Annotated in this window: 16 protein-coding genes; 10 read left to right on the top strand and 6 right to left on the bottom strand. The window is 67.0% G+C overall.

The annotated features are described in order from the left end of the window. Window positions 1-100: 100 nt before the first annotated feature. Entirely contained in the window at window positions 101-2,371 is a 2,271-nt protein-coding gene (locus ACE3TH_RS11405) for a TonB-dependent receptor (RefSeq protein WP_374599793.1), read from the bottom strand. A gap of 178 nt (window positions 2,372-2,549) precedes the next feature. Between ACE3TH_RS11405 and ACE3TH_RS11400 the strand changes: the two genes are divergently transcribed. Beyond that, a complete protein-coding gene (locus ACE3TH_RS11400) occupies window positions 2,550-3,272 on the top strand; it encodes a TetR/AcrR family transcriptional regulator (protein ID WP_374599792.1) in 723 nt (240 codons plus the stop codon). On the opposite strand, the gene ACE3TH_RS11395 is transcribed toward ACE3TH_RS11400, so the two are convergent. Next, window positions 3,259-3,675, bottom strand: coding sequence for a DUF2141 domain-containing protein (locus ACE3TH_RS11395; protein WP_374599791.1), 417 nt, complete (start codon window positions 3,673-3,675; stop codon window positions 3,259-3,261). The genes ACE3TH_RS11400 and ACE3TH_RS11395 overlap by 14 nt on opposite strands. A 56-nt stretch (window positions 3,676-3,731) precedes the next feature. Here ACE3TH_RS11395 and ACE3TH_RS11390 point away from each other — a divergent pair, with 56 nt between their 5' ends. Continuing rightward, window positions 3,732-4,511, top strand: a complete 780-nt coding sequence (locus ACE3TH_RS11390; protein ID WP_374599790.1) for a LytTR family DNA-binding domain-containing protein — start codon at window positions 3,732-3,734, stop codon at window positions 4,509-4,511. On the opposite strand, the gene ACE3TH_RS11385 is transcribed toward ACE3TH_RS11390, so the two are convergent. The 3 genes from ACE3TH_RS11385 to ACE3TH_RS11375 all read right to left on the bottom strand — a co-directional run bounded on the left by ACE3TH_RS11385 (window position 4,508) and on the right by ACE3TH_RS11375 (window position 7,886). Then, the gene (locus ACE3TH_RS11385; RefSeq protein WP_374599789.1) at window positions 4,508-5,986 is read right to left on the bottom strand and encodes a carotenoid oxygenase family protein; all 1,479 of its coding nucleotides are present in this window, start codon (window positions 5,984-5,986) and stop codon (window positions 4,508-4,510) included. The two genes, ACE3TH_RS11390 and ACE3TH_RS11385, sit on opposite strands and share 4 nt — an antisense overlap. Before the next feature lie 51 nt (window positions 5,987-6,037). Further along, window positions 6,038-6,463, bottom strand: coding sequence for a DUF2141 domain-containing protein (locus ACE3TH_RS11380; protein ID WP_374599788.1), 426 nt, complete (start codon window positions 6,461-6,463; stop codon window positions 6,038-6,040). Between the two features lie 175 nt (window positions 6,464-6,638). Beyond that, on the bottom strand, window positions 6,639-7,886 hold the full coding sequence (locus ACE3TH_RS11375; RefSeq protein ID WP_374599787.1) for a YihY/virulence factor BrkB family protein: 1,248 nt from the start codon (window positions 7,884-7,886) through the stop codon (window positions 6,639-6,641). Between the two features lie 83 nt (window positions 7,887-7,969). Here ACE3TH_RS11375 and prmC point away from each other — a divergent pair, with 83 nt between their 5' ends. The 6 genes from prmC to ACE3TH_RS11345 all read left to right on the top strand — a co-directional run bounded on the left by prmC (window position 7,970) and on the right by ACE3TH_RS11345 (window position 14,335). After that, on the top strand, window positions 7,970-8,863 hold the full coding sequence (gene prmC, locus ACE3TH_RS11370; protein ID WP_374599786.1) for a peptide chain release factor N(5)-glutamine methyltransferase: 894 nt from the start codon (window positions 7,970-7,972) through the stop codon (window positions 8,861-8,863). A gap of 311 nt (window positions 8,864-9,174) precedes the next feature. Further along, window positions 9,175-10,146, top strand: a complete 972-nt coding sequence (locus ACE3TH_RS11365) for a DUF4167 domain-containing protein (RefSeq protein ID WP_374599785.1) — start codon at window positions 9,175-9,177, stop codon at window positions 10,144-10,146. Window positions 10,147-10,237: 91 nt separating this feature from the next. Then, window positions 10,238-11,596: an ATP-binding protein gene (locus ACE3TH_RS11360; RefSeq protein WP_374599784.1), complete on the top strand. Its 1,359-nt coding sequence runs from the start codon at window positions 10,238-10,240 to the stop codon at window positions 11,594-11,596. Between the two features lie 72 nt (window positions 11,597-11,668). Beyond that, window positions 11,669-12,331 carry a DUF4893 domain-containing protein gene (locus ACE3TH_RS11355; RefSeq protein ID WP_374599783.1) on the top strand — a complete coding sequence of 221 codons (663 nt, stop codon included), beginning with the start codon at window positions 11,669-11,671 and terminating at the stop codon, window positions 12,329-12,331. Continuing rightward, the gene (locus ACE3TH_RS11350; protein WP_374599895.1) at window positions 12,262-13,530 is read left to right on the top strand and encodes an FAD-dependent oxidoreductase; all 1,269 of its coding nucleotides are present in this window, start codon (window positions 12,262-12,264) and stop codon (window positions 13,528-13,530) included. The genes ACE3TH_RS11355 and ACE3TH_RS11350 overlap by 70 nt, the downstream gene beginning before the upstream one ends. A 52-nt stretch (window positions 13,531-13,582) precedes the next feature. After that, window positions 13,583-14,335, top strand: a complete 753-nt coding sequence (locus ACE3TH_RS11345) for a DUF4893 domain-containing protein (RefSeq protein WP_374599782.1) — start codon at window positions 13,583-13,585, stop codon at window positions 14,333-14,335. Window positions 14,336-14,338: 3 nt separating this feature from the next. Here ACE3TH_RS11345 and ACE3TH_RS11340 read toward each other — a convergent pair whose 3' ends face one another. Further along, complete coding sequence (locus tag ACE3TH_RS11340; protein ID WP_374599781.1) at window positions 14,339-15,997, bottom strand: serine hydrolase; 1,659 nt, start codon at window positions 15,995-15,997, stop codon at window positions 14,339-14,341. 234 nt (window positions 15,998-16,231) lie between these two features. On the opposite strand from ACE3TH_RS11340, the gene ACE3TH_RS11335 reads away from it, so the two are divergent. Beyond that, on the top strand, window positions 16,232-18,589 hold the full coding sequence (locus ACE3TH_RS11335; RefSeq protein WP_374599780.1) for a TonB-dependent receptor domain-containing protein: 2,358 nt from the start codon (window positions 16,232-16,234) through the stop codon (window positions 18,587-18,589). Window positions 18,590-18,694: 105 nt separating this feature from the next. Further along, a complete protein-coding gene (gene clpB / locus ACE3TH_RS11330; RefSeq protein ID WP_374599779.1) occupies window positions 18,695-21,283 on the top strand; it encodes an ATP-dependent chaperone ClpB in 2,589 nt (862 codons plus the stop codon). The last annotated feature ends 491 nt before the right edge of the window (window positions 21,284-21,774 follow it).

Here is a 21,774-nt window from a genome sequence, read left to right as displayed (position 1 = left end):
CTTATTGTCTTTGATCGAACCGTAGCGGCACCATTGGCCACCGCAACGAAAAAGGGCGGCGGCCTTTTCGAACCGCCGCCCTGATCGGAAAAGCCGGACCCTAGTACCGGGCCGACAGCTTGATCATTACCGTCTGGGGCGCACCGTAGTAGGCGGTGCGAATGTTGCCGACGGACGAGAACTCCTGAGCATCGGTCTTGTAGACCTCGTTCAGGATGTTCTGGCCGTAGACGCCTACCGTGTAGCGACCCGAGACGTCGGTCCAGGCGACGCGGGCGTCGAACAGCCAGTAGTCGTCCTGGAACATGCCGGGCAGCTCGACGGCGCTGTTCACCGGCGTGTTGTCGACGGCCAGGGCCATGCGGCTGCGATACTTGGCGACACCCCCGAAGGTGACCTCGCCGCCGCCATTCGGAACCTCGGCGACATACTGCAGACCATAGCGGGCAGTGACGCGCGGCGAGAAGGCCGGTTCCTGGAAGGCGCGGCTGCCGCCGAAGGCCGTGAAGCGGGCGTCGGCGAACTCGTCATATTCGGCATCCAGCAGGCCGATCTGGGTGTCGAACGTCAGGTTCGGCGTGATGGCCCAGGTGCCTTCGACCTCCAGACCCGAGATGTTCAGCGCCCCGGCGTTGATGACGCTGAGCACGGGGGCAGGCAGGTTGGTGATCGGGTCGATGTCCAGACCGGACACGCGGGCCTGGAAATCCTTGTACTCGGTCGTGAAGGCCGCCACGTTCAGGCGCAGACGGTTGTCATAGCCCGTGGCCTTGAAGCCGATCTCATAGCTGTCGGCCGTTTCCGGATCGTAGCGCGTCGCCTCGGCCGCGGAGTTGGCCCGGCCGTTGTAACCGCCCGACTTGAAGCCCTGCGAAAAGCGTCCGTACAGCATGACCTGATCGGTCAGCTGATAGTCGATCGACGCCATGTAGGAGGTGTCTTCGAAACTGGCTTCCGGTGGTGCGAACGGGAAGGTCGCATTGAAGGCGGGCAGGGCGCTGAAGAAGGTCGAGGTGGTCCGGACGTAGTCCTTGTCCTCTTCCGTGTAGCGAATGCCGCCCGAAATCCGCAGGGCATCGGTCAGGGCGTAGCTGACGTTGCCGTAGACGGCCTTGGATGTCGTCTCCAGCGTATCGTCCACCGTACGCAGGAAGCCGGAGTTGAGGAACAGCGGGCCCAGCAGATCGTCGGCATAGGCCTCCTGATGCGAGTCGATGTTCTCGCGCAGGTAATACAGGCCACCGACGGCGGTCAGCGGACCGGAATCGTAGGTCATCTGCAGTTCCTGGCTGAACTGGTCTTGATCGACGGCGACCAGGGCGCTGGACACCTCACGTGGCGTCGCATCGAAGTCGATGTAGTCGTCGGTGTTCAGGCGGCGATAGGCCGTGATCGACTTCAGGGTCAGGGCGTCGCTGAAGTCGTAGCCGACATTCAGGGCGATACCGCGCGATTCCAGCCGCGTCTCATTCGGCAGGGTCGGATCGACCACCGTCTGGAACTGATAGCGGGGCAGGGGCGAGGGCACGGTCACGATGGTCTGGCCGCTGGAGCCCACCAGATTGTTGGTCGCCTGGCCGACCGTCAGACCGGCATCGTCGGTCGAATAGTCCGCCGTCAGATCGACCCGCAGGTTGGACATGGGGTCCCAGGCCAGGGTCGCGCGCACGGCCTGGGTGTTCTTGTCGTTGTATTCCTCGCCCGTGACGGGGTTGGAGACATAGCCGCCGCGCTCGGAATGCAGGGCCGAAACGCCGAAGGCCAGCGTGTCGCCGATCGGGCCGGAGACAGCGCCCTGCACGTCGATCATGTCATAGCTGCCATAGGCAACGGAGCCGCGCGCGCGGAACTCCTGACCCGGACGACGCGACACCAGACGCAGCGCCCCACCGATGGTGTTCTTGCCGTAAAGCGTGCCCTGCGGTCCCCGCAGAACCTCGATGCGCTCCAGATCCAGCAGGTCGAACTGCGTCCCCCGGATTCGGCTGTAATAGACATCGTCCACATAAACGCCGACCGCCGGGTCGAAGGTCTGCAGCGCGTCAGGCTGGCCGATGCCGCGGATGTAGATGTTGGTCGCGTTCGACGAACCACGGCCCTGGACCAGGTTCAGGTTGGGCACCGAGCCCTGCAGGTCGGTGACCTGGGTCGCGCCCGTGCGCTCCAGAGTCTCGCCCGAGAAGGCCGAGACGGCCAGCGGCGTGCGTTGCAGAGATTCACTGGTCCGGCGTGCGGTAACGACGATGTCGTCCAGACCCGTCACTTCGTCCTGCGGGGCCGTAGAAACGGGGGCCTCCTGTGCCAGGGCCAGCCCCGACAATGCAGTCCATGCGGCACCGGCCAGCAGTGCGGTCTTTACGTAGCGATTCATGATGAGCCCCAATCCTGATGTTTCGTCCGGACGCTTATTTATTCAGCGTTCAATGATTTTTGGTGAACGTAACCGGTTTCCACCCGCTGTCAAACGGTGGCGCTTACCCTGGGTCATGTGCGCGCCGGACTGTGTCCCCGTTGCCATGACCGACGGATGGGGCCTAAGCCTTGCCGTCATGACCCGGTCCGCTGCCAAATCTCCTGTTGATGCCAGTGCGGCGCCTGCCCGGCGCGGCCGCCCCCGCAAGGCGTCGGAGGCCGGCCTTGCCGACACGCGCGATCTGATCCTGGACGCGGCTGAGGATCTGTTTTCCAAGCACGGCTTCTATGGCGTCACCATCCGCGAGGTGGCGCGCGAGGCGGGCGTCGATACCGCCCTGATCCACTATTATTTCACGGCCAAGCGCGGCTTGTTCGACGCCGTCTTCCTTCGCCGGGCCGAGGTCTGGAACAACGAGCGGGTCGACGCCATCAACCGCTATGCGTCGGAAAATGCGGGCGCGATGACGCTGGAAGGTCTGCTCGAGGCCTTCCTGCGCCCGCCGTTCCAGTGGTCATTGAAAGGCGGGCCGGGCTGGAAACACTATTCGGCCCTGGTGGCCCAGACCAATGCCAATCCGGCCTTTGGCGGCGAGACCATGGCACGCTATTTCGACCCGGCGATCCATCGTCTGATCGAACTGATCCGACAGGTCCTGCCGGGCGCGCGAGAGGTCGATCTGTACTGGGCCTACCACAACCTGTCGGGTGCCCTGACCCTGACGCTGGGCGAGACCGGACGGCTGGACCGGCTGTCGAATGGCCTGTGCCGATCCGGCGATCTGGAGACGGCGTCCGACTATATGGTGCGGTTCGCGGCGGCCGGATTTCGCGCGGTCTGCACCCCTAGCGAAGCGTGATCGACTGACGCGCGCCAGTGGCCGGCAGGTCGAAGGCGGCGGCCTCGAACGAGGGTGGGCCGAACCGCCCCCGGGCATTGCGTGAAAAGCCATAGGCCTCCTTGGGAAGACCGACGGGCCAGGTCGACAGCCGTCCGTTGCCGTCAGTGTCATGGAAGACCGCAACCACATACCGCCCCGGCTCCAGGTCCGTCAGCGTCGTGGTCGTGACCGGTCCGGTGCGATCGACCATGACCGTGCGCACCGCGCCCGTGCTGCGACGCAGGCTCTCGGCGTCGCGATACAGGGCGATCGCGATCTTGCCGCCCGAGGCCTGCGTCGTCAGCGACAGCGTCAGATCCCCGGCCGTCGCGGCACCCGCGCTGAACAGGAGAGCGGCCAGGGCCATCGATAGCGTCTTCATCCCGGCTCCGTTTCGTGGTCTCAAGGGGCGGACAGTTGCGGGGAGCTTCTTACAACATGGCCGACACGTCCGCGACGCACGATGTCGTGCGCATCGCCATCGACAAGCGTCTGATGCGCGGCATCGGCGTGGCCCTGGCGGCCGGGGTCGTTCTGGCCCTGACCGGGGCCTTCGGCATGGACGATGCGCCGCTGACCACCCGTCTGATCTACTGGCTGATCGTCATGCTGATCGGGTCGGTATGGGGGCATCTGTGCTCTCGCGGAGTCGAGCGGTTCGTCGATCTGGAGACGCGGCCCTGGCTGGGGGTGCTGGTCCTGACCCTGGTTATTTCGGGTCCGCTGTCGGTCATGGTCTGGGCCGCGACGGCGCTGATGTTCTCGGGCAACCGGTCCATCGATGTCGCCGACCTGCCGCTGTTTCTGTTTCCGGTGACCCTGGTCACGGCCGTGCTCAGCGCCCTGAACATCTTCTTGCAGCGCAAGCCCGTCCAGACCCACGCGGCCCCCGTGGGCACGGCCCCCGCCCGCTTTCCCGACCGTCTGCCGATGAAGCTGAAGGGCGCGACCATCCATGCGGTCGAGTCCGAGGATCACTATCTGCGTATCCACACCGACCGCGGCTCGGACCTGATCCTGATGCGGCTGTCGGACGCCCTCATTGAGCTGGAAGGTCTGGAAGGAGCCCAGACCCATCGCGGCTGGTGGGTCGCCCGCGACGCCGTGCGTGGGGTCAGCCGGGGCGATGGCCGCGCCACCCTGACGCTGGAAGGCGGCGTCCAGGCCCCTGTCAGCCGCCGTTACGCCAAGGCCCTTCGCGACGCGGGCTGGTACTAGGCCCAGCAACCATGGAAGCCGGCGGGCAAGGCCACATCCGCCCGCCAGGTGCAGACCGGCCCGTCCGAGACATGCGCCGCCTCGAACACATGCAGCTCCGTCACCCCGCGACGCAGATTGATCGATGGCGCGACCAGCCAGGCCTCGGCCTCTCCCGACCGTCCCGGCTTGGGCACGAAGACCGCCTCCTCCATGATCTGCCCGTCACCGAATTCGAACCCATCCGACCGCCCGGTCTGCCAGTCGTGAACCGCCAGGCCGGTGGGCAGGGGCCGCCCGCCCCGCTCGCCCGCGACATGAACAGTCAGCCGCCTTTCCAGACCGGCCCGGCGCGGATCGCCCTTGGGGAACTCCGCCGTCACGCCCGATTTGACCATCTCGGCCCGGCCATCCGTGTGCAGGGTGATCAGCGACAGTTGGGCCGGCTCGCCCGGCACGGTGCCGCGTCCCTCGACCAGCACGCGCGCGCCCTCGATCGCAAAGGCCACATCCTTGCCGGCCGCCAGATCGAACTGGATCGCGCCGTCCGCCCGCTCCCAGGCATCGCCCAGATGGAAGAAGCTGAAGGTCGGCAGCTCATAGATGCGACGCCGACTGAGATCGGCCTTGTCCACCACCATGACCTGGGTGCCCATGTCGCCGTGCCAGGCGAACTGGCTGGCATAGGGCATGCCCGCATGGTCGAAGACCCAGGGCTGCATGACGATGATCAGGTGCCGTTCCGTGGCGGTGAAGTCGTGCATATAGCTGGCGCGCGGCAGCGGGATCACCTGCGCGTCCCGCAAGGAGCGATCAGCGTTCAGGTGCCAGACCACGGCCTTGTCGCCGTGCAGGCCGATGTTCCAGATGGTCCCGTCCGGCGCATAGCGGGGGTGGGCCTGGAACGGCATGCCCTTCAGGTCGTCCCTCAGGGTCACGAAGCCACCGGTCGAAAGGTCCGATGCCGACATCGCCAGCGGTGCCCCGCCCTCCCAAAGGGCCCAGACCGTGTCGCCCGCCGTCATCACCGCCGTATTGGCCGCATTGGCATCGTCGTTGGAGCCGATGCGCGCCCGAGCGTCGCCTGCGGTGCCGAAGCCGGGGGTGACCACGGCGTCGATCTCCGTCTCATAGCGGCGCTTGGGTGTGTCGGCGAACCGGGCCTGAAGCGTCGCCCGTCCGCCGTCGATGCGAAAGGCCCGCATCAGGCCGTCGCCGTCGAACCAGTGGGTGGCGCTGCCGCCCGCCCTGCGGAACTTGCCCGGTCCGTTGCGGAACAGGGTGCCCGCCAGCCCGGTCGGAGCGCGCCCTCGAACAAGGCTCAGGGCTCGGGGCGCGACGTCTGCTTCCAGATCCGCCGTGGCCAGGGCCCAGTCGGCGCTTCCCGCCTCGGCACTGGCCTGCATCGCGGCCATCGCGCGCACCGTCTCCGGCGTAACCACGGCGGCGGACAGGGCGGCGGCACCCATCATGAATGAACGACGAGAAGCGAGCATGGCGGAACTCGAAAGGAAGAGAGGAGAAGGAGGCGGGCGACCGGTCGCGGCCTATTTGATTTCGATCGTCTGGGCCGTGGCTCCGGCGACCGCGAAATGCGCCCGGTCCCATTCGGCCGGACCCATGTTGCCCCGCGCATTGTTGGAAAAGGCATAGGGCTCGACCGGCATGCCGAAGGGGTTGGTGTCCATCCGGCCATTGCCGTTGACGTCGTGGAATGCCTTCACCGCATAGTCGCCGGCGGGCAGGTTCTCAAACACGGCCACGACCGGGCCGGAGGCGGGGATGGCTTTCGACGCGACCGGCGTGCCGCCCGAATAGGTCGCCTCGGCGTTATAGAGCGAGATCATCACGGTGCCGGTATTTGCGCCGGTCTCGAACGTCAGGGTCAGGGTGTCGGCCGCCGGTTCGGCATGGGCGGCGGCAGAGCCCAGCAGCAGGGCGAGGGCGGCGGTGGTGGAGGCGAAGCGGATCATGGCGGGCGTCCTGTCGGTGTGGTGAAAGACCCGACCACCGGGCCTCTCGATACCCAGACCGTGCCGCCGACCACCCGCCGCCGCCACGCCGTTTGCAGGATCGCCCGCCCCGCCTTCGCCAACGACCGCAGGTGTTCATTCGCGAAACGCGAACGGACAGGCCAAATTATTTCCTCTAGGGTTCGACCCCCGTGTCGTGCCGGACCCTGCGCTTCAGGACCCGATCCGCCATCGCCTCGGCGTGTTTCAGGGTGAAGGCCAGGGCCGCCGGATTGCCCCGCCGCGGGCCGACGGAATCGGCCATGACCGCGCCGCGTTCGCCCAGCGGAACCGGCTCGCCCGTGGTGGTGTCGAGCGCGGTCTGGTGCTCGATCTCGGCATTGACCTTGGCCCCCATCAGGATGATCTGCACCGACAGCCAGGTCCACAGCAGGAAGCCCATGATCGCCGCCAGCGGGCCATAGGAATCGGTCCGCACGAAGTTGGTCAGGTACCAGCTGAAGACGAAGGACAGCGTCACGCTGGCGATGGCCGCAAAGGTTGCCCCCGGCATCAGCCAGCGCCAACGCGCCCGCGCCCGGCACGGCCCCATGCGATAGATCAGCGTCAGGGCCGCCGCATAGCCGACGAACAGCAGCGGCCACCTCAGCGGAGCCAGATAGGCCCATTCATCCGCCAGCCCGAACAGGGCCAGAAAGATCGGTACCCCGACCACCAGACCCGCGCTCAGCATCACGGCGATCAGCCCCGTCACCGTGAAGGCCATGCACAGCAGGTTGTAGGTGACGATGTTGCGCTTCTCGACCTCGTGATAGGCCAGGTTTAGTCCGTAGAAGAGCGTCTTGATCCCGTTGTTGGCGATCCACAGCGACAGGGCGAGGGTCCAGACCAGGGTGAAGGTCAGCTGGCTGTTAGAATCGCCCGCCAGCCGCGCCATCTCGTCGCCCAGGAACTGGATCACATTGGCGGGCAGGAAGGCGTAGAGAAAGCTCAACCGCCCCCAGGCGTCGGTCGGATCGGCGAACAGGCCGTAGATGGTCACGAAGGCCGCCAGTGTCGGGAACAGCGACAGCAGGATGAAAAAGGTCACGCCGCCGGCGACGAACCCGACCCGGTCGCCGAAATAGCCCATGGCCACCCGCCAGACGATGTCGGCCCAACCCTTGCGCGGAATGTGGTGCGGATGGGTGGCCAGACGCCCGCGACGCGGCTCCTTCGCATCGAAATCCTCGGGCGTCGGCGGCTTTGGCGGAAGGATGTCAGGCCGCGCCGGGCGCAGCTCCACCCCGAACTTGTGGCCGCGCGTGTACAGCAGATGCGCCGCACCTGCTCCGGCCGCCAGTCCACCGGCGACCGAAGCGATCACGCTCCAGAGGCCGAGGCCGCGCCTGGCCGGTTTGAGACGGTCGAGCTTAATCTGCATGTCGCGGACAACGATTCATGATCGGAGCGCGTTCCTGCACCCTGCGCTTGATATTCCTGCAAACCCGCGCCAAGGCCAGCGTCATGACCGATACATCCTCCGCCCCCACCCTGGTCACCGCCTGGAAGGCCGCGACGGCGCGGCTGAAGGCCGGACAGATCGACAGCCCCTCGATCGACGCCCGCCTGTTGCTGGAAGTGGCGACCGGTGCGGGCCGGGCCGACATCCTGACCGATCCTTACCGCGCCGTGACGCCGGAACAGCAGGCGACCCTGGACGGCTATCTCGAGCGCCGCCTGAAGCGCGAGCCCGTGTCGCGCATCCTGGGCAAGAAGGGCTTCTGGAAGATTATGCTGAACGTCACGCCCGACGTGCTCAGCCCACGTCCGGACACCGAGGCCATTCTGGACGTGGTCATGCTGGCGTTTCCGCCCCATCAGGCCTTCACCATGATCGACCTGGGCACGGGGTCGGGGGCCATCCTTCTGGCCACCCTGGCCGAGCGAGCCGGAGCGCGCGGCGTGGGCACCGATATCTCTTTCGAGGCTCTGGCGGTGGCGCGCGACAATGCCGCCAGTCTGGATCTCGACGGTCGCTGCGACTTCCTGCGCACCGAATGGGCGGCGGGCATGGCGGACCACAGCTTCGACCTGGTCGTCTCCAACCCCCCTTACATACCGTCGGACGACATCGACGGACTGGACCCCGAGGTCCGCGATCACGATCCGCGCCTGGCCCTTGACGGCGGCCCCGATGGCCTTCAGGCCTACCGCGACCTGGCCCCCGAAATCCTGCGCATCCTCAAGCCCGGCGGCATCTTCGCGGTGGAGATCGGCTGGGATCAGGGCCCGCAGGTCAAGGCCCTGTTCGAGGCGCAAGGCTTCACCGATGTCATCGTGGTCAAGGATCTGGCCGACCGCGACCGCGTGGTGACCAACGGCCCCGACCCCCGGACCAATCCCATTCCCAAGATGTAGTCTCGGTCGCAGGGGCTGACTGCGATTAGCCCTTGGAAACGCCACGATCCCGCGCTACATCTGCGTCGTCTCCCACCCAAAACGCACGCCTTGGACCGCTTCTGGTCCGGTCTCGCGCGTCCGGGCATGTGAAGGTCGGGCCGGTCGCCCGGCGCACCACGGGTGGCAACGGATTTCCGATCACATCGTCAGCGGGGATTGGCCCCGCACGAAACGGAAGACGACCCCGGACGGCGACAGGCTGCACTATCTTGCAGGCCCGCCCTCCCTCACGAAAAGCACGGTAAGCGCCGATGAGAGATTTCAAGGGCATGAAGCGTCAACGCGGACGCAACAGAAAGCCCGGCGGTGGCGGCAACAACCACGCCAATGCCACCAACCCCAACCGCTCCTGGGATTCGCAGGGGCCCGAGAACATCAAGGTCCGGGGCAATGCCCAGACCGTCTATGAACGCTATATGCAGCTGGCGCGCGATGCGTCCGCCGGTGGCGACCGTGTTCTGGCCGAGAACTACACCCAGCACGCCGAGCACTATTTCCGCGTCCTGCGCGCGCTTCAGCCGTCGCGTCCCGTGTCGGAGATCGCCCAGCGCGAACTGGCCGGCCAGGGCTTCGACATCGACTTCGAGGACGAGACCGGGGCTCAGGCCGCCGCCATCATCGCCGCCGAAAAGGCCGAGGCCGAGCGCGTCGCCGCCGCCGAGGCTCGTCAGCGCGAACAGGAAGAGCGTCAAGCCGAACGGCAGGCCGAACGCCAGGCCCAGGGCGGCGACCAGCCCCGCCGCGAATGGCGCGACCGCCCCGAGCGCTCCGATCGATATGACGACCGCGAGCCGCGCGAACCGCGTGCCGAGGGCGAGGGCCAGTCTGGAGAGGCCCGCGAGGGCGGTCGTCGCGAAACGCGCCGCGAACGTTGGGAGCGTCGCCGTGCCGAGAACGCCGGACGACGGTTCGAGAACGATGGTGAGGGAGGCGGTGCCGAAGCGTCCTCTGATGACCAGCGCCAGGACGCCGAAGTCGTTGATGCGCCCGCACCCGCAGCGGAGGCCCATGACGCCGGCGAGCGCCCGGCTCGTGCCGAACGTCGTCCCCGTCGCGACGCAGCGCAGATTCGCGACGATCAGGCTGACGAGGCACCCTCGGCCCTGCCCGGTTTCCTGACGCGTTCCACAGCCCCCGCCGCGCCTGTGGTCGAGGCCACTGACGAGACCACGGCCGAGGCTCCGGCCCCTAAACGCCGCGCCCCGCGTCGCAAGGTCGAGGTGGTTCCCACCGAGGACTGATCAGCACGGGGCCGCACCACTTCAGGTCGCATTTTCACGATCGCTCAATCTGTTCGCGTCATTGTTGCGGGCGTGAATGGAGGCGTGGGCGATGGAGTTGCTGCTTGTTCTGACGGCTATTGGGCTGACCGGCCTGTTGGGGGCGGTTCGGCTGGCCATGCGCTCGCGGGCAGAGGCCGTAAGGCTGCGAGCCATCAACAATGCCCTGGAATCTCGGGTGGCAGAGCGGACCCGGTCGCTTCGCCAGGCTCTGGATGCCGCGGGCGATCAGGCCCTGGCCCTGGCCGACGTCAACCGCGCCCGCGCAGATTTCCTGGCCGGGATGAACCATGCGCTGCGCACGCCGCTGAATGCCGTCATCGGCTTCAGCGACCTTCTGACCCGCAATGCCGAACACGAGCCGCTGACCCATAAGCAGGCGCGGGCCGTGGCCGAAATCCGCGTCGCGGGCACGCGCGTGCTGGGACTTATCGACCGCATCCTGGACTTTGCCGACATCGAGGCGCGGCCCGTCGCCGTCTCGGTGACCCGCATAGACCCGCTGCTGATTGTCCGCCAGGTCGTCGAGGCTTTGCGGGTCCAGGCTGCCGAGGCCGGTGTCATTCTTCAGGCCCCCGCCGCCAGCCCTGGTTACACGCTGGCCGCCGACCCGGAGCGGCTGCGTCAGATACTCACCAACCTGGTGTCGAACGCCATCGACCACAACAAGCGCGGCGGAACCGTCTTGATTGAAGTGCGTCGCGCAGGGGACAGCATGACCGTGGCGGTTCATGACGACGGCCCGGGCATCGCACCGGAGCGGATGGCGGACCTGTTCCAGCCCTTCTGCCGCCTGCTGCCCGGGGCGGATCGTCAGCAACCGGACGAGCATGCCGCGATCGGCGTCGGCCTGGCCGTCGCGCACCGGCTGGCCGAGGCCATGGGTGGCACCCTGACCGCTGCCAGCACACTGGGCGAAGGCTCCAGCTTCACCCTGACCCTGCCCTTGGCAATGGCCGCATCGCGGGCGGCTTCAGGATCGGTGGATGAGGTGGGTGAGGCCATCGATCTGTCGGCCCTGACCGTCCTCTACATCGAGGACAATGCCGCCAACATCACCCTGATGCGCCATGTCATGAGCGCGCTCGGACCGTCGTTGCATGTCGCCGAGACGGGAAGGGCGGGCGTGGCCCTGGCACGTGATCTGCGACCCGACGTCATCCTGCTGGACATTCACCTGCCCGACGTTGACGGCTTCGAGGTCAAGGCGCGTCTGGTCGACGACGCGCTGACCCGCGACCTGCCGGTCGTCGCCCTGACCGCCGGATCGGGGCCCGCAGAGGCGAGGCGGGGGCACGACATGGGCTTTGCCGCCTGGCTGACCAAGCCGCTCGATATCGCGCTCCTGACCACCACTCTGCAGCAGGTGGCGGGGGCAGGGCCGCCGCCGCTGCGACGTCAGGCGGCCTGACTGCGGCTGCAGCATGGGTTGACGCCAGGCGGTATGGGTGGCCCTTAGCGACTGTCTCGCCCGGGAGTGCCCATGTCGCGTCGTACTCGATCCGCTCTGATGGTCGCCATGGCCGCGACCCTCGTCACCGCCTGCGCCACGCCCGCCCCACCCCCGCCGCCGGTCCCGCCCCTGCCGGGCCAGACCAGCGACAGCGCGCTGCCCGACTGGCGCGGTATCGTGACCCGCGCGGACCGGGGTCGCTTCGACCGCCGCGACGCCGCCTGGCGCGACGCCCTGCGTCAGGCCCGCAGCCTGCAGGGCTCCGGCGACCTTGCCTCCACGGGAGCCCTGATCGATCCGGACGCCGGCATCGACGGCGTCACCCCGCCCGTCGGCAACTATCGCTGCCGCACGGTCAAGCTCGGGTCTCAGGGCGGCGACGACGGCTTGGGCTATGTCGTCTATGGCTGGTTCGCCTGCCGGATCGAACAGACGCCGAACGGCCTGAAGTTCATCAAGCGCACCGGCTCCCAGCGCCCGTCCGGCCTGCTGTTTCCGGAGAACGAGCGCCAGATGGTCTTCCTCGGCTCGATGGCCCTGGCCGATGAACCGGCGGCCAGTTCCTATGGCCAGACGCCTGACCGCGACATGATCGCCGTGCTGGAGCGGATCGGCCCGGCCCGCTGGCGGCTGGTCATCCCCTGGCCCACGGCGGAATCGAAGCTGGACCTCATCGAACTGGTCCCCGCCTGACGACCGTACAGAATATCGCCGTTGTCGGAGCGGGCCCATCCGGCCTGGCCTTCGCCCTGATGCAGGCGCGCGAGGGTCTCCGCGTCACCCTGTTCGAGCGGTTCGAGGTGGCAGGTCCTGTCGGTGCGGGCTTCATGCTGCAACCCACCGGTCTGGCGGTCATGGACGACCTCGGCCTGACACCGGCCATCACACGACTGGCGCAACCCATCGACCACATCTTCGGGCGGGAGGCGCGTCGCGGCCGGGTGGTCCTGGACGTCCGCTACAGCGACCTGCATCGCCCGCGTCAGGCTCTGGGCGTCCACCGCGCCGCCCTGTTTCACGTCCTGCATGAGGCGGTAGTGGCAGCAGGCGTCGAGATCGCCACAGGCCGCGAGATGATCGCGGCCAGCGCCGGCCGACTGACGGATGCCGCCGGGCGTCAGACGGCCGCCTTCGATCTGATTGTGGACGCCTCCGGTGCCCGCTCGCGCATCGCGGCGGACCATGGCGCACGACCGCGCCCCCTCGCCTTCGGGGCCCTGTGGGGAACGGTGCCCTGGCCCGGCGCGCCGTTCGACGAAACCGCCCTGCAGCAGGTCTATCGCGGTGCCTCGAAGATGATCGGCGTCCTGCCCGTCGGTCGCCATCCGGGCTCGGACGATCGCCTGGCCACCTTCTTCTGGAGCTTGAAGGCTGATGACTATGACGCCTGGCGCGCGGGCGGTCTGGAGCGATGGAAGGACGAGGTTCGCAGTCTCTGGCCCGAAACCGCGCCGATCCTCGCGGGCATCGACCACCCCAACCGGATGACCCTGGCCCGCTATGGGCACCATACCCTGTGGCGGCCCCATGCCGACCGTCTGGCGATCATCGGGGATGCGGCACATTCAACCAGTCCGCAGCTGGGTCAGGGCGTCAACATGGGGCTGCTAGACGCCCAGGCCCTGACTATGGCCTTGCGCACCCGCGACGACCTCCAATCCGCCCTCGCAACCTACGCTCGGTCCCGTCGCCTGCATCTGAGCCTCTATCAGGCCCTCAGCATCGGGTTCACGCCGTTTTATCAGGCTGACGGTCGTCGCAGGCCCTGGATCCGCGACCATATCCTGGGCCATGTCGCCCGCCTGCCACCGGCCCCTCGCCTGCTGGCCGCGACCGTCGCGGGCCTGCTGCTCGACCCTCGACAGGCGGGGCCGGATCGCGCGTCGCGCTGAACCTCACCGGTTTCGAGCCGTTGATGACGGCGAACAGTCCGGAGTTTGCCCGATGCGTACCGTCCTCGCCGCCGCCTCGACCGCCCTTCTTCTGACCGCCTGCGGTCAGGGCGCTGGTCCTTCTCAGGATGCTCCTCGACCCGAAGAGGCGTCCGGGCCGACCGGTACGGCGACACAGCCCACCGGTGATGCGCCGCCCCCTTCAACTCCGGCCAGCCCAGCCCCTGCCACCGATACCACCCCGGCCGAGGGCGAGCAGGGCGGCACCGACGACTGGCGGCAGGTCGTGTCCGCCGCCGATGCCGCCAATCTGTCCCGGCTGGATCAGGCCTGGCGCATGGCCCGCGCCGAGGCTGACGACAAGGGGTTCGCAGACGAAGTCACGGCCCTGGGGCCGCTCGTCGATCCGAATGCGGGACAGGCAGGGCGGCTTCAGCCTCCCCCAGGCACCTATCGCTGCCGCACGATCAAGATGGGCACGAAGAGCGAGGCCGGTCTGGCCTTCAACCCCTACGGCTTCTTCCGGTGCACGGTCGAACTGACGCCCGGTGGCGACCTGATCCTGACCAAGGTCACGGGATCCCAGCGTACGCGCGGCCTGCTCTATCCGGACACGGATCGTCGCCTGGTCTTCGTCGGAGCCCAGGCCTGGGGCATGGATGAAACCGGCTTCCCCCGCTACGGCCAGATGCCGGAACGCGATCAGGTCGGTGCCTTCGAGCGCATCGGTGCCAACCGCTGGCGCCTGGTCATCCCCTGGCCTCGGGTCGAGTCGAAGCTGGAAATCCTCGAACTCGTTCGCTGACCGTCAGACTCTCGTCAGCCGCAGGTCGTGATAGTCGTAGCTGAAGTCCGCGTCAGGACTGACGGCCTTCATCGTCGCCGAGACGGGCATGCCGTTCTCGAGATTGAAGGTGATGAAGGCGTCTTCTTCGCGCTTGTCGGTGAATCGCGTGCGCAGAGTGTCGCCGTCATAGGCCTCCAGCGGCCCGGTCAGGCTGGGCGTGCGGGTGAAGGTCAGGTGCGGGGCCGTGAGGCGGTTGCGACCTCGACCCGTCGTTTTCAAGGCAATGACGATGTCGCCATACCAGGGATCGCGCCATGTCCCGACGTAGCCCTCCAGCGGCAGTGACGGCGGTGCGCCCGCCGCCTGTTTCGCATCGATTTCGGCGGCGGCGGCGATGGATTTGACGTCGCCTTCGGCCCGCAGCCGCGCGCTGTCGGCGATCCAGTCAAAGGCCGAAAAGCTCCGATCCTGGCCCAGGATGATGTCGACGATCCCGCTGCGCAGGGCCCGCAGCAGGAAGCTCTCCTCGGCATTGGTGAAATAGGAAAAGCCCGTCTTGCGCCCCGGCAACAGGACGGTGCCCGAGATATAGCCGGGCGCGCCTCCGCCGTGGGTGATCAACCGCTCGCCGCGATAGTCCATCACCTGCCAGCCCATGGCATAGGTGGCGGCGATCGCGCGTCCCGGCATGTCCGGCGTCGGCCCGCCCGAGTTGGAGATGATGACGTTGGGCTTCCACATCTCTTCGGCCCGCGCCTCGGCATACAGGCGCGTGCCGTCGGGCAGGAGGCCCTTGTTCAGCTGCACCGCGATCCACTTTGACCAGTCCACGGGGTTGGTGACGAAGCCGCCCGCCGCCCCGGCCGAGGTCCAGTTCCACACCTCCTGGATCGACTGGCCGATGACCTGGGTCTCGCCCTGATAGCGCAGCGGAGGTCCGATCCGGCCATGCGGCAGGGCCGAGACCGTCGGATCCGCCCCCGCCATAACCGGCAGGGTCTCCGTCATGCCCAGACGGTCCAGGATGCGCGTCTGAACGAAATCCTCCCACGTCATGCCCGAGGCCGCCGCGACCACCTCGCCCGCCACCACGAACATCAGGTTGCAATAGTTGTAGCCGGCACGGAACGCCCCCTCGATCGGCACATGCGGCACCGCCGCCATGATCTCGGCCCGTGTCCGGTCGCTGTTGGGCCAGAACAGCAGGTCGCCTGCCCCCAGGCCGAAGCCGATCCGGTGACTGACCAGATCGCGCACCGTGACCATGTCGTTCAGCTCAGGCTTGGACAGGGCAAAGCCGGGCAGATAGGTCCGCACCGGCTCGTCCCATTTGACCTTGCCCTCATCCACCAGAATGGCCAAGGCCGCACAGGTCACGGCCTTGGTGTTGGAGGCGATGGCGAAGCGCGTGTGTTCGTCGATGGGCGTCGCGTCACCCTTTCGCCGCACGCCATAGCCGCGCGTCAGGGCCGGTTGTCCGTCGGCGACCAGGGCGACCGACACTGCGGGCTGGTCCGGGAACGCCGCCATGGCCCGCTTCACGAACCCATCCACCTGATCGGCCAGCGACGCGCCGTCATTGGCGGCGGTCTGCGCCCAGGTCCGGGCTGGCACGATCGCGGCGGTCGCGGCACCCATGGAGGCGAACAGGGTGGTCCGGCGGGTGGGGCTTATGGACATCGACATCTCCGGCTTTGGCTCACACCAGACCTAGCCCGACAGCCTGATCGACACCAGCGCCACAAGCCTTTCGTTTGATCAGACCAGCACAAGTATAGATGACCGTTCTGTAATGTTCGGCCGTGTCTTTTCCTGCCCTGATCATGACGAAGAAGTAACTCGCAACGCGGTCAAGGACGCTTTACGTCAGCCGCGATGACACCGTGTTACGTGACCGGTGCGAGGGGATTTCTCATGACGTCGTTCAAATTCCTGCTGCTGGCCGGCACGGCCCTGGCGGCTTCGTCGGGCGCAGCCGCCGCCCAGACCGCCCCTGCGCCTCAGGGTCAGACCCAGGCCCAGCGCCCCGCCGCCCAGACGCCAGCACAGACCCCTGCTCCCGCAGTCAGCCAGAACTCGGCACCTCAGCAGGCTCCGGCACCGGCTGAGGATGAAGAGGACGAAGAGGCCACTGCGGTGTCCGACGTCGTCGTCACCGGGCGAACCAACGACATCCGCACCTCCATCGATTCCATCAGCTACAGCCTGGCTGACGACCTTCAGGCCGCGACCGGCACACTTGCCGATGCGCTGCGCAATGTGCCGTCGGTCGATGTGGATCCGTCCGGCAACGTCTCGCTGCGCGGCGATTCCAACGTCACGATCCTGGTCGACGGGCGTCCCTCGGCCATTCTGTCAGGGCCCAACCGGGGCGACGTCATCCTGCAGCTGCCGGCCGACCGCTATGCGCGGATCGAGGTCATGACCAACCCTTCCGCCGCCTACAGCCCCGAAGGATCGGGCGGCGTCATCAACCTGATCACAAAGCCTGCGCCGCGCCCCGCTGCCGGCCAGGCTGCGGTGCCGGGCGCACCGGGCGCGCCGGGTGCCCCGGGCGGCGTCACACGAACCGCCTCGCTGCGCGCCAACGTCGGCGACAATGGCCGCTACAATTTCGGAGCGGGCGGCACCTGGCAGAAAGACAAGCTGACCCTCACCGGCGACGCCAACTATCGCTACGACCAGCAGCCCTTCGAGCTGACCCGCCTGCGCGAGCAGCTGGACGGGACCGGTGCGGTGACGTCGACCTCCACCACCGACCTGGACTCGAACACAACGTCTGACGGCGTATTCGGTCGCCTGGCTGCCGAATATGCGCTGACCGACAAGACCCAGCTGACCGGCGAGCTTCGCTACAACAGCTTCTCTTCGGACAACGAGACGGACAGTGTCTTTCAGACGCGCAATGCAGCAGGCGTTGTGACGAGCGAGTATGAGAGAAACGGCGACGGCGGCTTTGCCTTCTCGGGCTGGGGTGCCACCGCGCGGGTCCTGCATCGGTTCGATACCTCGGGCCACGAATGGTCGAACGAACTGCGCTTTGATCGCAACGAAAACGAGTTCAGTTCGCGCACGCTGAGCCAGTTCGCCGTGCCGGTGACGCCGTCGTTCTTCGAAGAGCAGGCGCAGGAAGGCGGCCAGGACCAGATCGGCTTTACCAGTGCCTATACCCGTCCCTGGGAGAGCGGAGCCCGTTTGCGGGCCGGCTATGAGCTGAACATTCAGCGCCCCGAGCAGGACAATATCCTGCTTCGCGGAGCGACCGAGGCGACCCTCGCCCCCGTGGCGGGCCTCAACAACACCTTCGAGGCCGAACAGACGGTCCACGCCCTGTATGCCACCTACGAACGGCCGTTCGGCGAGAAATTCTCGGGCCAGCTGGGCCTGCGGCTCGAACAGGCCGAGATCGACATCGAAGACGTCACCAACGGCGTATCGGCGTCCCAGGACTATTTCCGCGCCTATCCGACCGCCCACATCCAGTACACGCTGACGGATACCCAGACCCTGCGTGCCAGCTATTCAAAGCGCATCCAGCGGCCGCAGCCGACCCAGCTCAATCCCTTCGTGGCCTATGGCGATCCGCAGAATCTGCGCTCGGGCAACCCCGACCTGGAGCCGCAGGAGACCGACAGCTTCGAGGCCATGTGGCAACTGCGCCAAGGCCAGAGCTTCTATCAGGTGACCGGCTATTATCGCGACACGACCGGGGCTTTCACCGACGTGGCGACCGATCTGGGGAACGGCGTCTTCCTGACCCGCCCCGAAAACCTGGGCGGCCGCACCGACCTGGGGGTCGAGGTTACTGCCAGCGGGCGCCTTCACCCCACGCTGCGATACAATGCCAGCGTCAACGCCTTCCGTCAGGAAATCGACGCGCGCGGCATCCCCGGAGGCCGCACCCGCGAAGGGGATCTGGTGGCCGGTCGTCTGAGCCTGAACTGGCAGCCGACCACAAAGGACTTCGTCCAGGTTTCCGGCTTCTGGCAAGGCGATCAGCTTCTGGCTCAGGGCACGCGCGAAAGCGGTGGCATGTTGAACATCGGCTATCGCCGCAAGCTGACCGATACGGTGTCGCTCAACATCACCGGCCGCGATATCCTCAACTCGTTCGGCGGTGCCACGGTTTACGATACGCCCCAGTTCCGCGAACGGACCGAGCAGGACATCAAGCTGCGCGCCTTCTACATCGGCCTGACCTGGACGCTCGGTTCCGGCCCGCGTCGCCAGCCCGAACAGTTCGACTTCTCGGCGCCCGCCACCGGCGGCTGACGGCACTTGCACAGGGTCGTCGCCACGCCCACCTGAAACGGCAAGAGGCCGGGATTTCGCCCAGCAGGGGAGGTCCCGGCCCATCCGCTTCTCGAAGGGATACCGATGAACCTCGACCTCTATTCCGACCGCGCCAAACAGGCCGTCCAATCGGCTCAAAGCCTGGCGCTCGCTCGCCGTCACCAGCAGTTCGCGCCCGAACATCTGCTCAAGGTGCTGCTGGAGGAACGCGACGGCCTGGCCCGTAACCTGATCACCTCAGCCGGCGGCGACGCCGCCCGCGCCGAGACCGCGACCGAGACCGCCCTGAAGAAGCGCGCCCAGGTCGAGGGCGGCAGTGGCCAGCTCTATCTGGACGGCGACACCGCCCGCGTCTTCGCGGCTGCCGAGGAGGCCTCCAAAAAGGCCGGCGACGCCTTCGTCACCACCGAACGCCTGCTCAGCGCCATCGCGCGCGAGGGCGGCACGGCGCGCGAGATCCTGAAATCCGTAGGTGCCACGCCCGACAAGCTGGACGCCGCCATCGCCGACATCCGCAAGGGCAAGACCGCAGACAGTGCCGGGGCCGAGGACGGCTATGACGCCCTGAAACGCTATGCGCGCGACCTGACCCTGGCCGCCGCCGACGGCAAGATCGACCCTGTCATCGGCCGGGATGAAGAGATTCGCCGCACCATCCAGGTCCTGGCCCGGCGCACCAAGAACAACCCCGTCCTGATCGGCGAGCCGGGCGTCGGCAAGACCGCCATCGTCGAGGGCCTGGCGCTGCGTATCGTCAACGGCGACGTGCCGGAATCCCTGCGCGACAAGACCGTGATGGCGCTGGACATGGGCTCGCTGATCGCCGGTGCCAAATACCGTGGCGAGTTCGAGGAACGGCTGAAATCCGTCCTGGCCGAGGTCACGGCGGCGGAAGGCCAGATCATCCTGTTCATCGACGAGATGCACACCCTGGTCGGGGCCGGTAAGGGCGACGGGGCCATGGATGCGTCCAACCTGCTGAAACCCGCCCTGGCGCGCGGCGAGCTGCACTGCGTCGGGGCCACGACCCTGGACGAGTACCGGAAATATATCGAGAAGGACGCGGCGCTCGCCCGTCGCTTCCAGTCGGTCTTCGTCGACGAGCCGACGGTGGAGGACACGGTGTCGATCCTCCGTGGACTGAAAGAGAAGTACGAGGTCCACCACGGCGTGCGCATTTCCGACAGCGCCATCGTCGCCGCCGCCACGCTCAGCAACCGCTACATCACCGACCGCTTCCTGCCGGACAAGGCCATCGACCTGATCGACGAGGCCGCCAGCCGCGTGCGCATGGCCGTCGACTCCAAGCCCGAGGCGCTGGACGAAATCGACCGCCGCCTGGTCCAGCTGAAGATCGAGCGCGAGGCCCTGAAGAAGGAGACCGACAGCGCCTCCAAGCAGCGGCTCGAAAAACTCGACGACGAGATCGACGACCTTCAGGCCCAGTCCGACGACCTGACCGCCCGCTGGAAGGCGGAAAAGGACAAGGTCGGCCAGGGGGCCCAGCTGCGCGAGACCCTGGACCGTCTGCGCGCCGACCTGGCCCTGGCCCAGCGCAACGGCGACCTGGCCCGCGCGTCAGAGATCGCCTACGGCCAGATCCCCGGCATCGAGAAACAGCTGGCCGAGGCCGAGGCCAACGAGGCCGACAAGTCCGGCCCCCTGACGCCCGAGGTCGTCGACGCCGAACAGATCGCCGCCGTCGTCAGCCGCTGGACCGGCGTCCCGGTCGAGAAGATGCTGGAGGGCGAGCGCGAGAAGCTGCTGTCGATGGAGGACGCCCTGCGTCACCGCGTCGTCGGCCAGGACGCGGCGCTGGAGGCCGTCTCAGATGCGGTGCGCCGCGCCCGTGCCGGCCTGAACGACCCCAACCGCCCGCTCGGATCCTTCCTGTTCCTGGGCCCGACCGGCGTGGGCAAGACCGAGCTGACCAAGGCCCTGGCCGCCTTCCTGTTCGACGACGAGGCCGCCATCACCCGCATGGACATGTCCGAATACATGGAGAAACACTCGGTCAGCCGCCTGATCGGGGCCCCTCCCGGCTATGTCGGCTATGACGAGGGCGGGGCCCTGACCGAGGCGGTGCGCCGCCGCCCCTATCAGGTCGTCCTGTTCGACGAGGTCGAAAAGGCCCACCCCGACGTCTTCAACGTCCTGCTTCAGGTGCTGGACGACGGCCGCCTGACGGACGGTCAGGGCCGGGTCATCGACTTCAAGAACACCCTGATCATCATGACCTCCAACCTGGGGTCGGAGGCTCTGGCCGGTCAGGCCGAGGGCGACGACGTCGAAAGCGTGCGCCCCTATGTCATGGACCAGGTCCGCGCCCACTTCCGGCCCGAGTTTTTGAACCGCATCGACGAGATCATCCTGTTCCGCCGCCTCGGCCGCGAACAGATGGGCGGCATCGTCCGCATCCAGCTGGCCCGGTTCGAAAAGCTGCTGGCCGACCGCCGCCTGACCCTGGCGCTCGACGACACCGCCACCGCCTGGCTCGCCGACCGCGGCTACGACCCGGTCTATGGGGCCCGCCCGCTGAAACGCGTCATCCAGAAGGATTTGGTCGACCCGATCGCGCGCAAACTGCTGGCCGGCGAGATCGAGGACGGCAGCGTGATCGCCGTGTCAGCGGGGGCGGACGGACTGGAGATCGGGAAGGCGCGGGTGCATTAGAATAGTTCGGCTTGAGGGTTTTCGTCGACCCGCAAGACTCCAACGAGCAGCCACTGATTGTTTCGCCGTGAATGTGTCCCCAAGGCGAATCGCATCCCTCTCTGGGGATACTCAACCTCGTAGGTTTGCTGGAGAGACTTTAAACCGTCCTCTTCCCCGTACGCGTCTCGGCGGACGGCGAATGCCGTCGAGGTCTCCCAGTCGTCGCACGTATGACGTCGGTCCTGACCCGTTTCGTCTTTCCATTTGAACGAAAATTCGAAAGGGCAGGGGTCTAGAGGTTCCACTGGATCATTGAAGAGTGAGAGCTGGTTCGCCAACGCGGCGTGCTTTGCTCGTTCGTCGCTCAACTCGGCAATCGACTTTGACGTGCCCCTGAGAATTTCCTCCACGTGGAGCTAGAGTCCGGCCCTTGAAAGGACGGACGGAATGAAACGAGCGAGATTCACGGAAGAGCAGATCATCGGGATCCTGCGGGAGAACGAGGCCGG

The sequence above is a fragment of the Brevundimonas sp. genome (assembly GCF_041919755.1).
In the GTDB taxonomy this organism is placed as follows: domain Bacteria; phylum Pseudomonadota; class Alphaproteobacteria; order Caulobacterales; family Caulobacteraceae; genus Brevundimonas.
The sequence above is the reverse complement of the archived record's forward strand: the minus strand, read 5'-3'. Positions and strand labels throughout refer to the sequence as shown.

What these genes read in the sequence shown, in the direction of transcription:
- ACE3TH_RS11405 (WP_374599793.1), bottom strand. Translation starts at nt 2,371, where the DNA reads ATGAATCGCTACGTAAAGACCGCACTGCTGGCCGGTGCCGCATGGACT.
- ACE3TH_RS11400 (WP_374599792.1), top strand. Translation starts at nt 2,550, where the DNA reads ATGACCCGGTCCGCTGCCAAATCTCCTGTTGATGCCAGTGCGGCGCCT.
- ACE3TH_RS11395 (WP_374599791.1), bottom strand. Translation starts at nt 3,675, where the DNA reads ATGAAGACGCTATCGATGGCCCTGGCCGCTCTCCTGTTCAGCGCGGGT.
- ACE3TH_RS11390 (WP_374599790.1), top strand. Translation starts at nt 3,732, where the DNA reads ATGGCCGACACGTCCGCGACGCACGATGTCGTGCGCATCGCCATCGAC.
- ACE3TH_RS11385 (WP_374599789.1), bottom strand. Translation starts at nt 5,986, where the DNA reads ATGCTCGCTTCTCGTCGTTCATTCATGATGGGTGCCGCCGCCCTGTCC.
- ACE3TH_RS11380 (WP_374599788.1), bottom strand. Translation starts at nt 6,463, where the DNA reads ATGATCCGCTTCGCCTCCACCACCGCCGCCCTCGCCCTGCTGCTGGGC.
- ACE3TH_RS11375 (WP_374599787.1), bottom strand. Translation starts at nt 7,886, where the DNA reads ATGCAGATTAAGCTCGACCGTCTCAAACCGGCCAGGCGCGGCCTCGGC.
- prmC (WP_374599786.1), top strand. Translation starts at nt 7,970, where the DNA reads ATGACCGATACATCCTCCGCCCCCACCCTGGTCACCGCCTGGAAGGCC.
- ACE3TH_RS11365 (WP_374599785.1), top strand. Translation starts at nt 9,175, where the DNA reads ATGAAGCGTCAACGCGGACGCAACAGAAAGCCCGGCGGTGGCGGCAAC.
- ACE3TH_RS11360 (WP_374599784.1), top strand. Translation starts at nt 10,238, where the DNA reads ATGGAGTTGCTGCTTGTTCTGACGGCTATTGGGCTGACCGGCCTGTTG.
- ACE3TH_RS11355 (WP_374599783.1), top strand. Translation starts at nt 11,669, where the DNA reads ATGTCGCGTCGTACTCGATCCGCTCTGATGGTCGCCATGGCCGCGACC.
- ACE3TH_RS11345 (WP_374599782.1), top strand. Translation starts at nt 13,583, where the DNA reads ATGCGTACCGTCCTCGCCGCCGCCTCGACCGCCCTTCTTCTGACCGCC.
- ACE3TH_RS11340 (WP_374599781.1), bottom strand. Translation starts at nt 15,997, where the DNA reads ATGTCCATAAGCCCCACCCGCCGGACCACCCTGTTCGCCTCCATGGGT.
- ACE3TH_RS11335 (WP_374599780.1), top strand. Translation starts at nt 16,232, where the DNA reads ATGACGTCGTTCAAATTCCTGCTGCTGGCCGGCACGGCCCTGGCGGCT.
- clpB (WP_374599779.1), top strand. Translation starts at nt 18,695, where the DNA reads ATGAACCTCGACCTCTATTCCGACCGCGCCAAACAGGCCGTCCAATCG.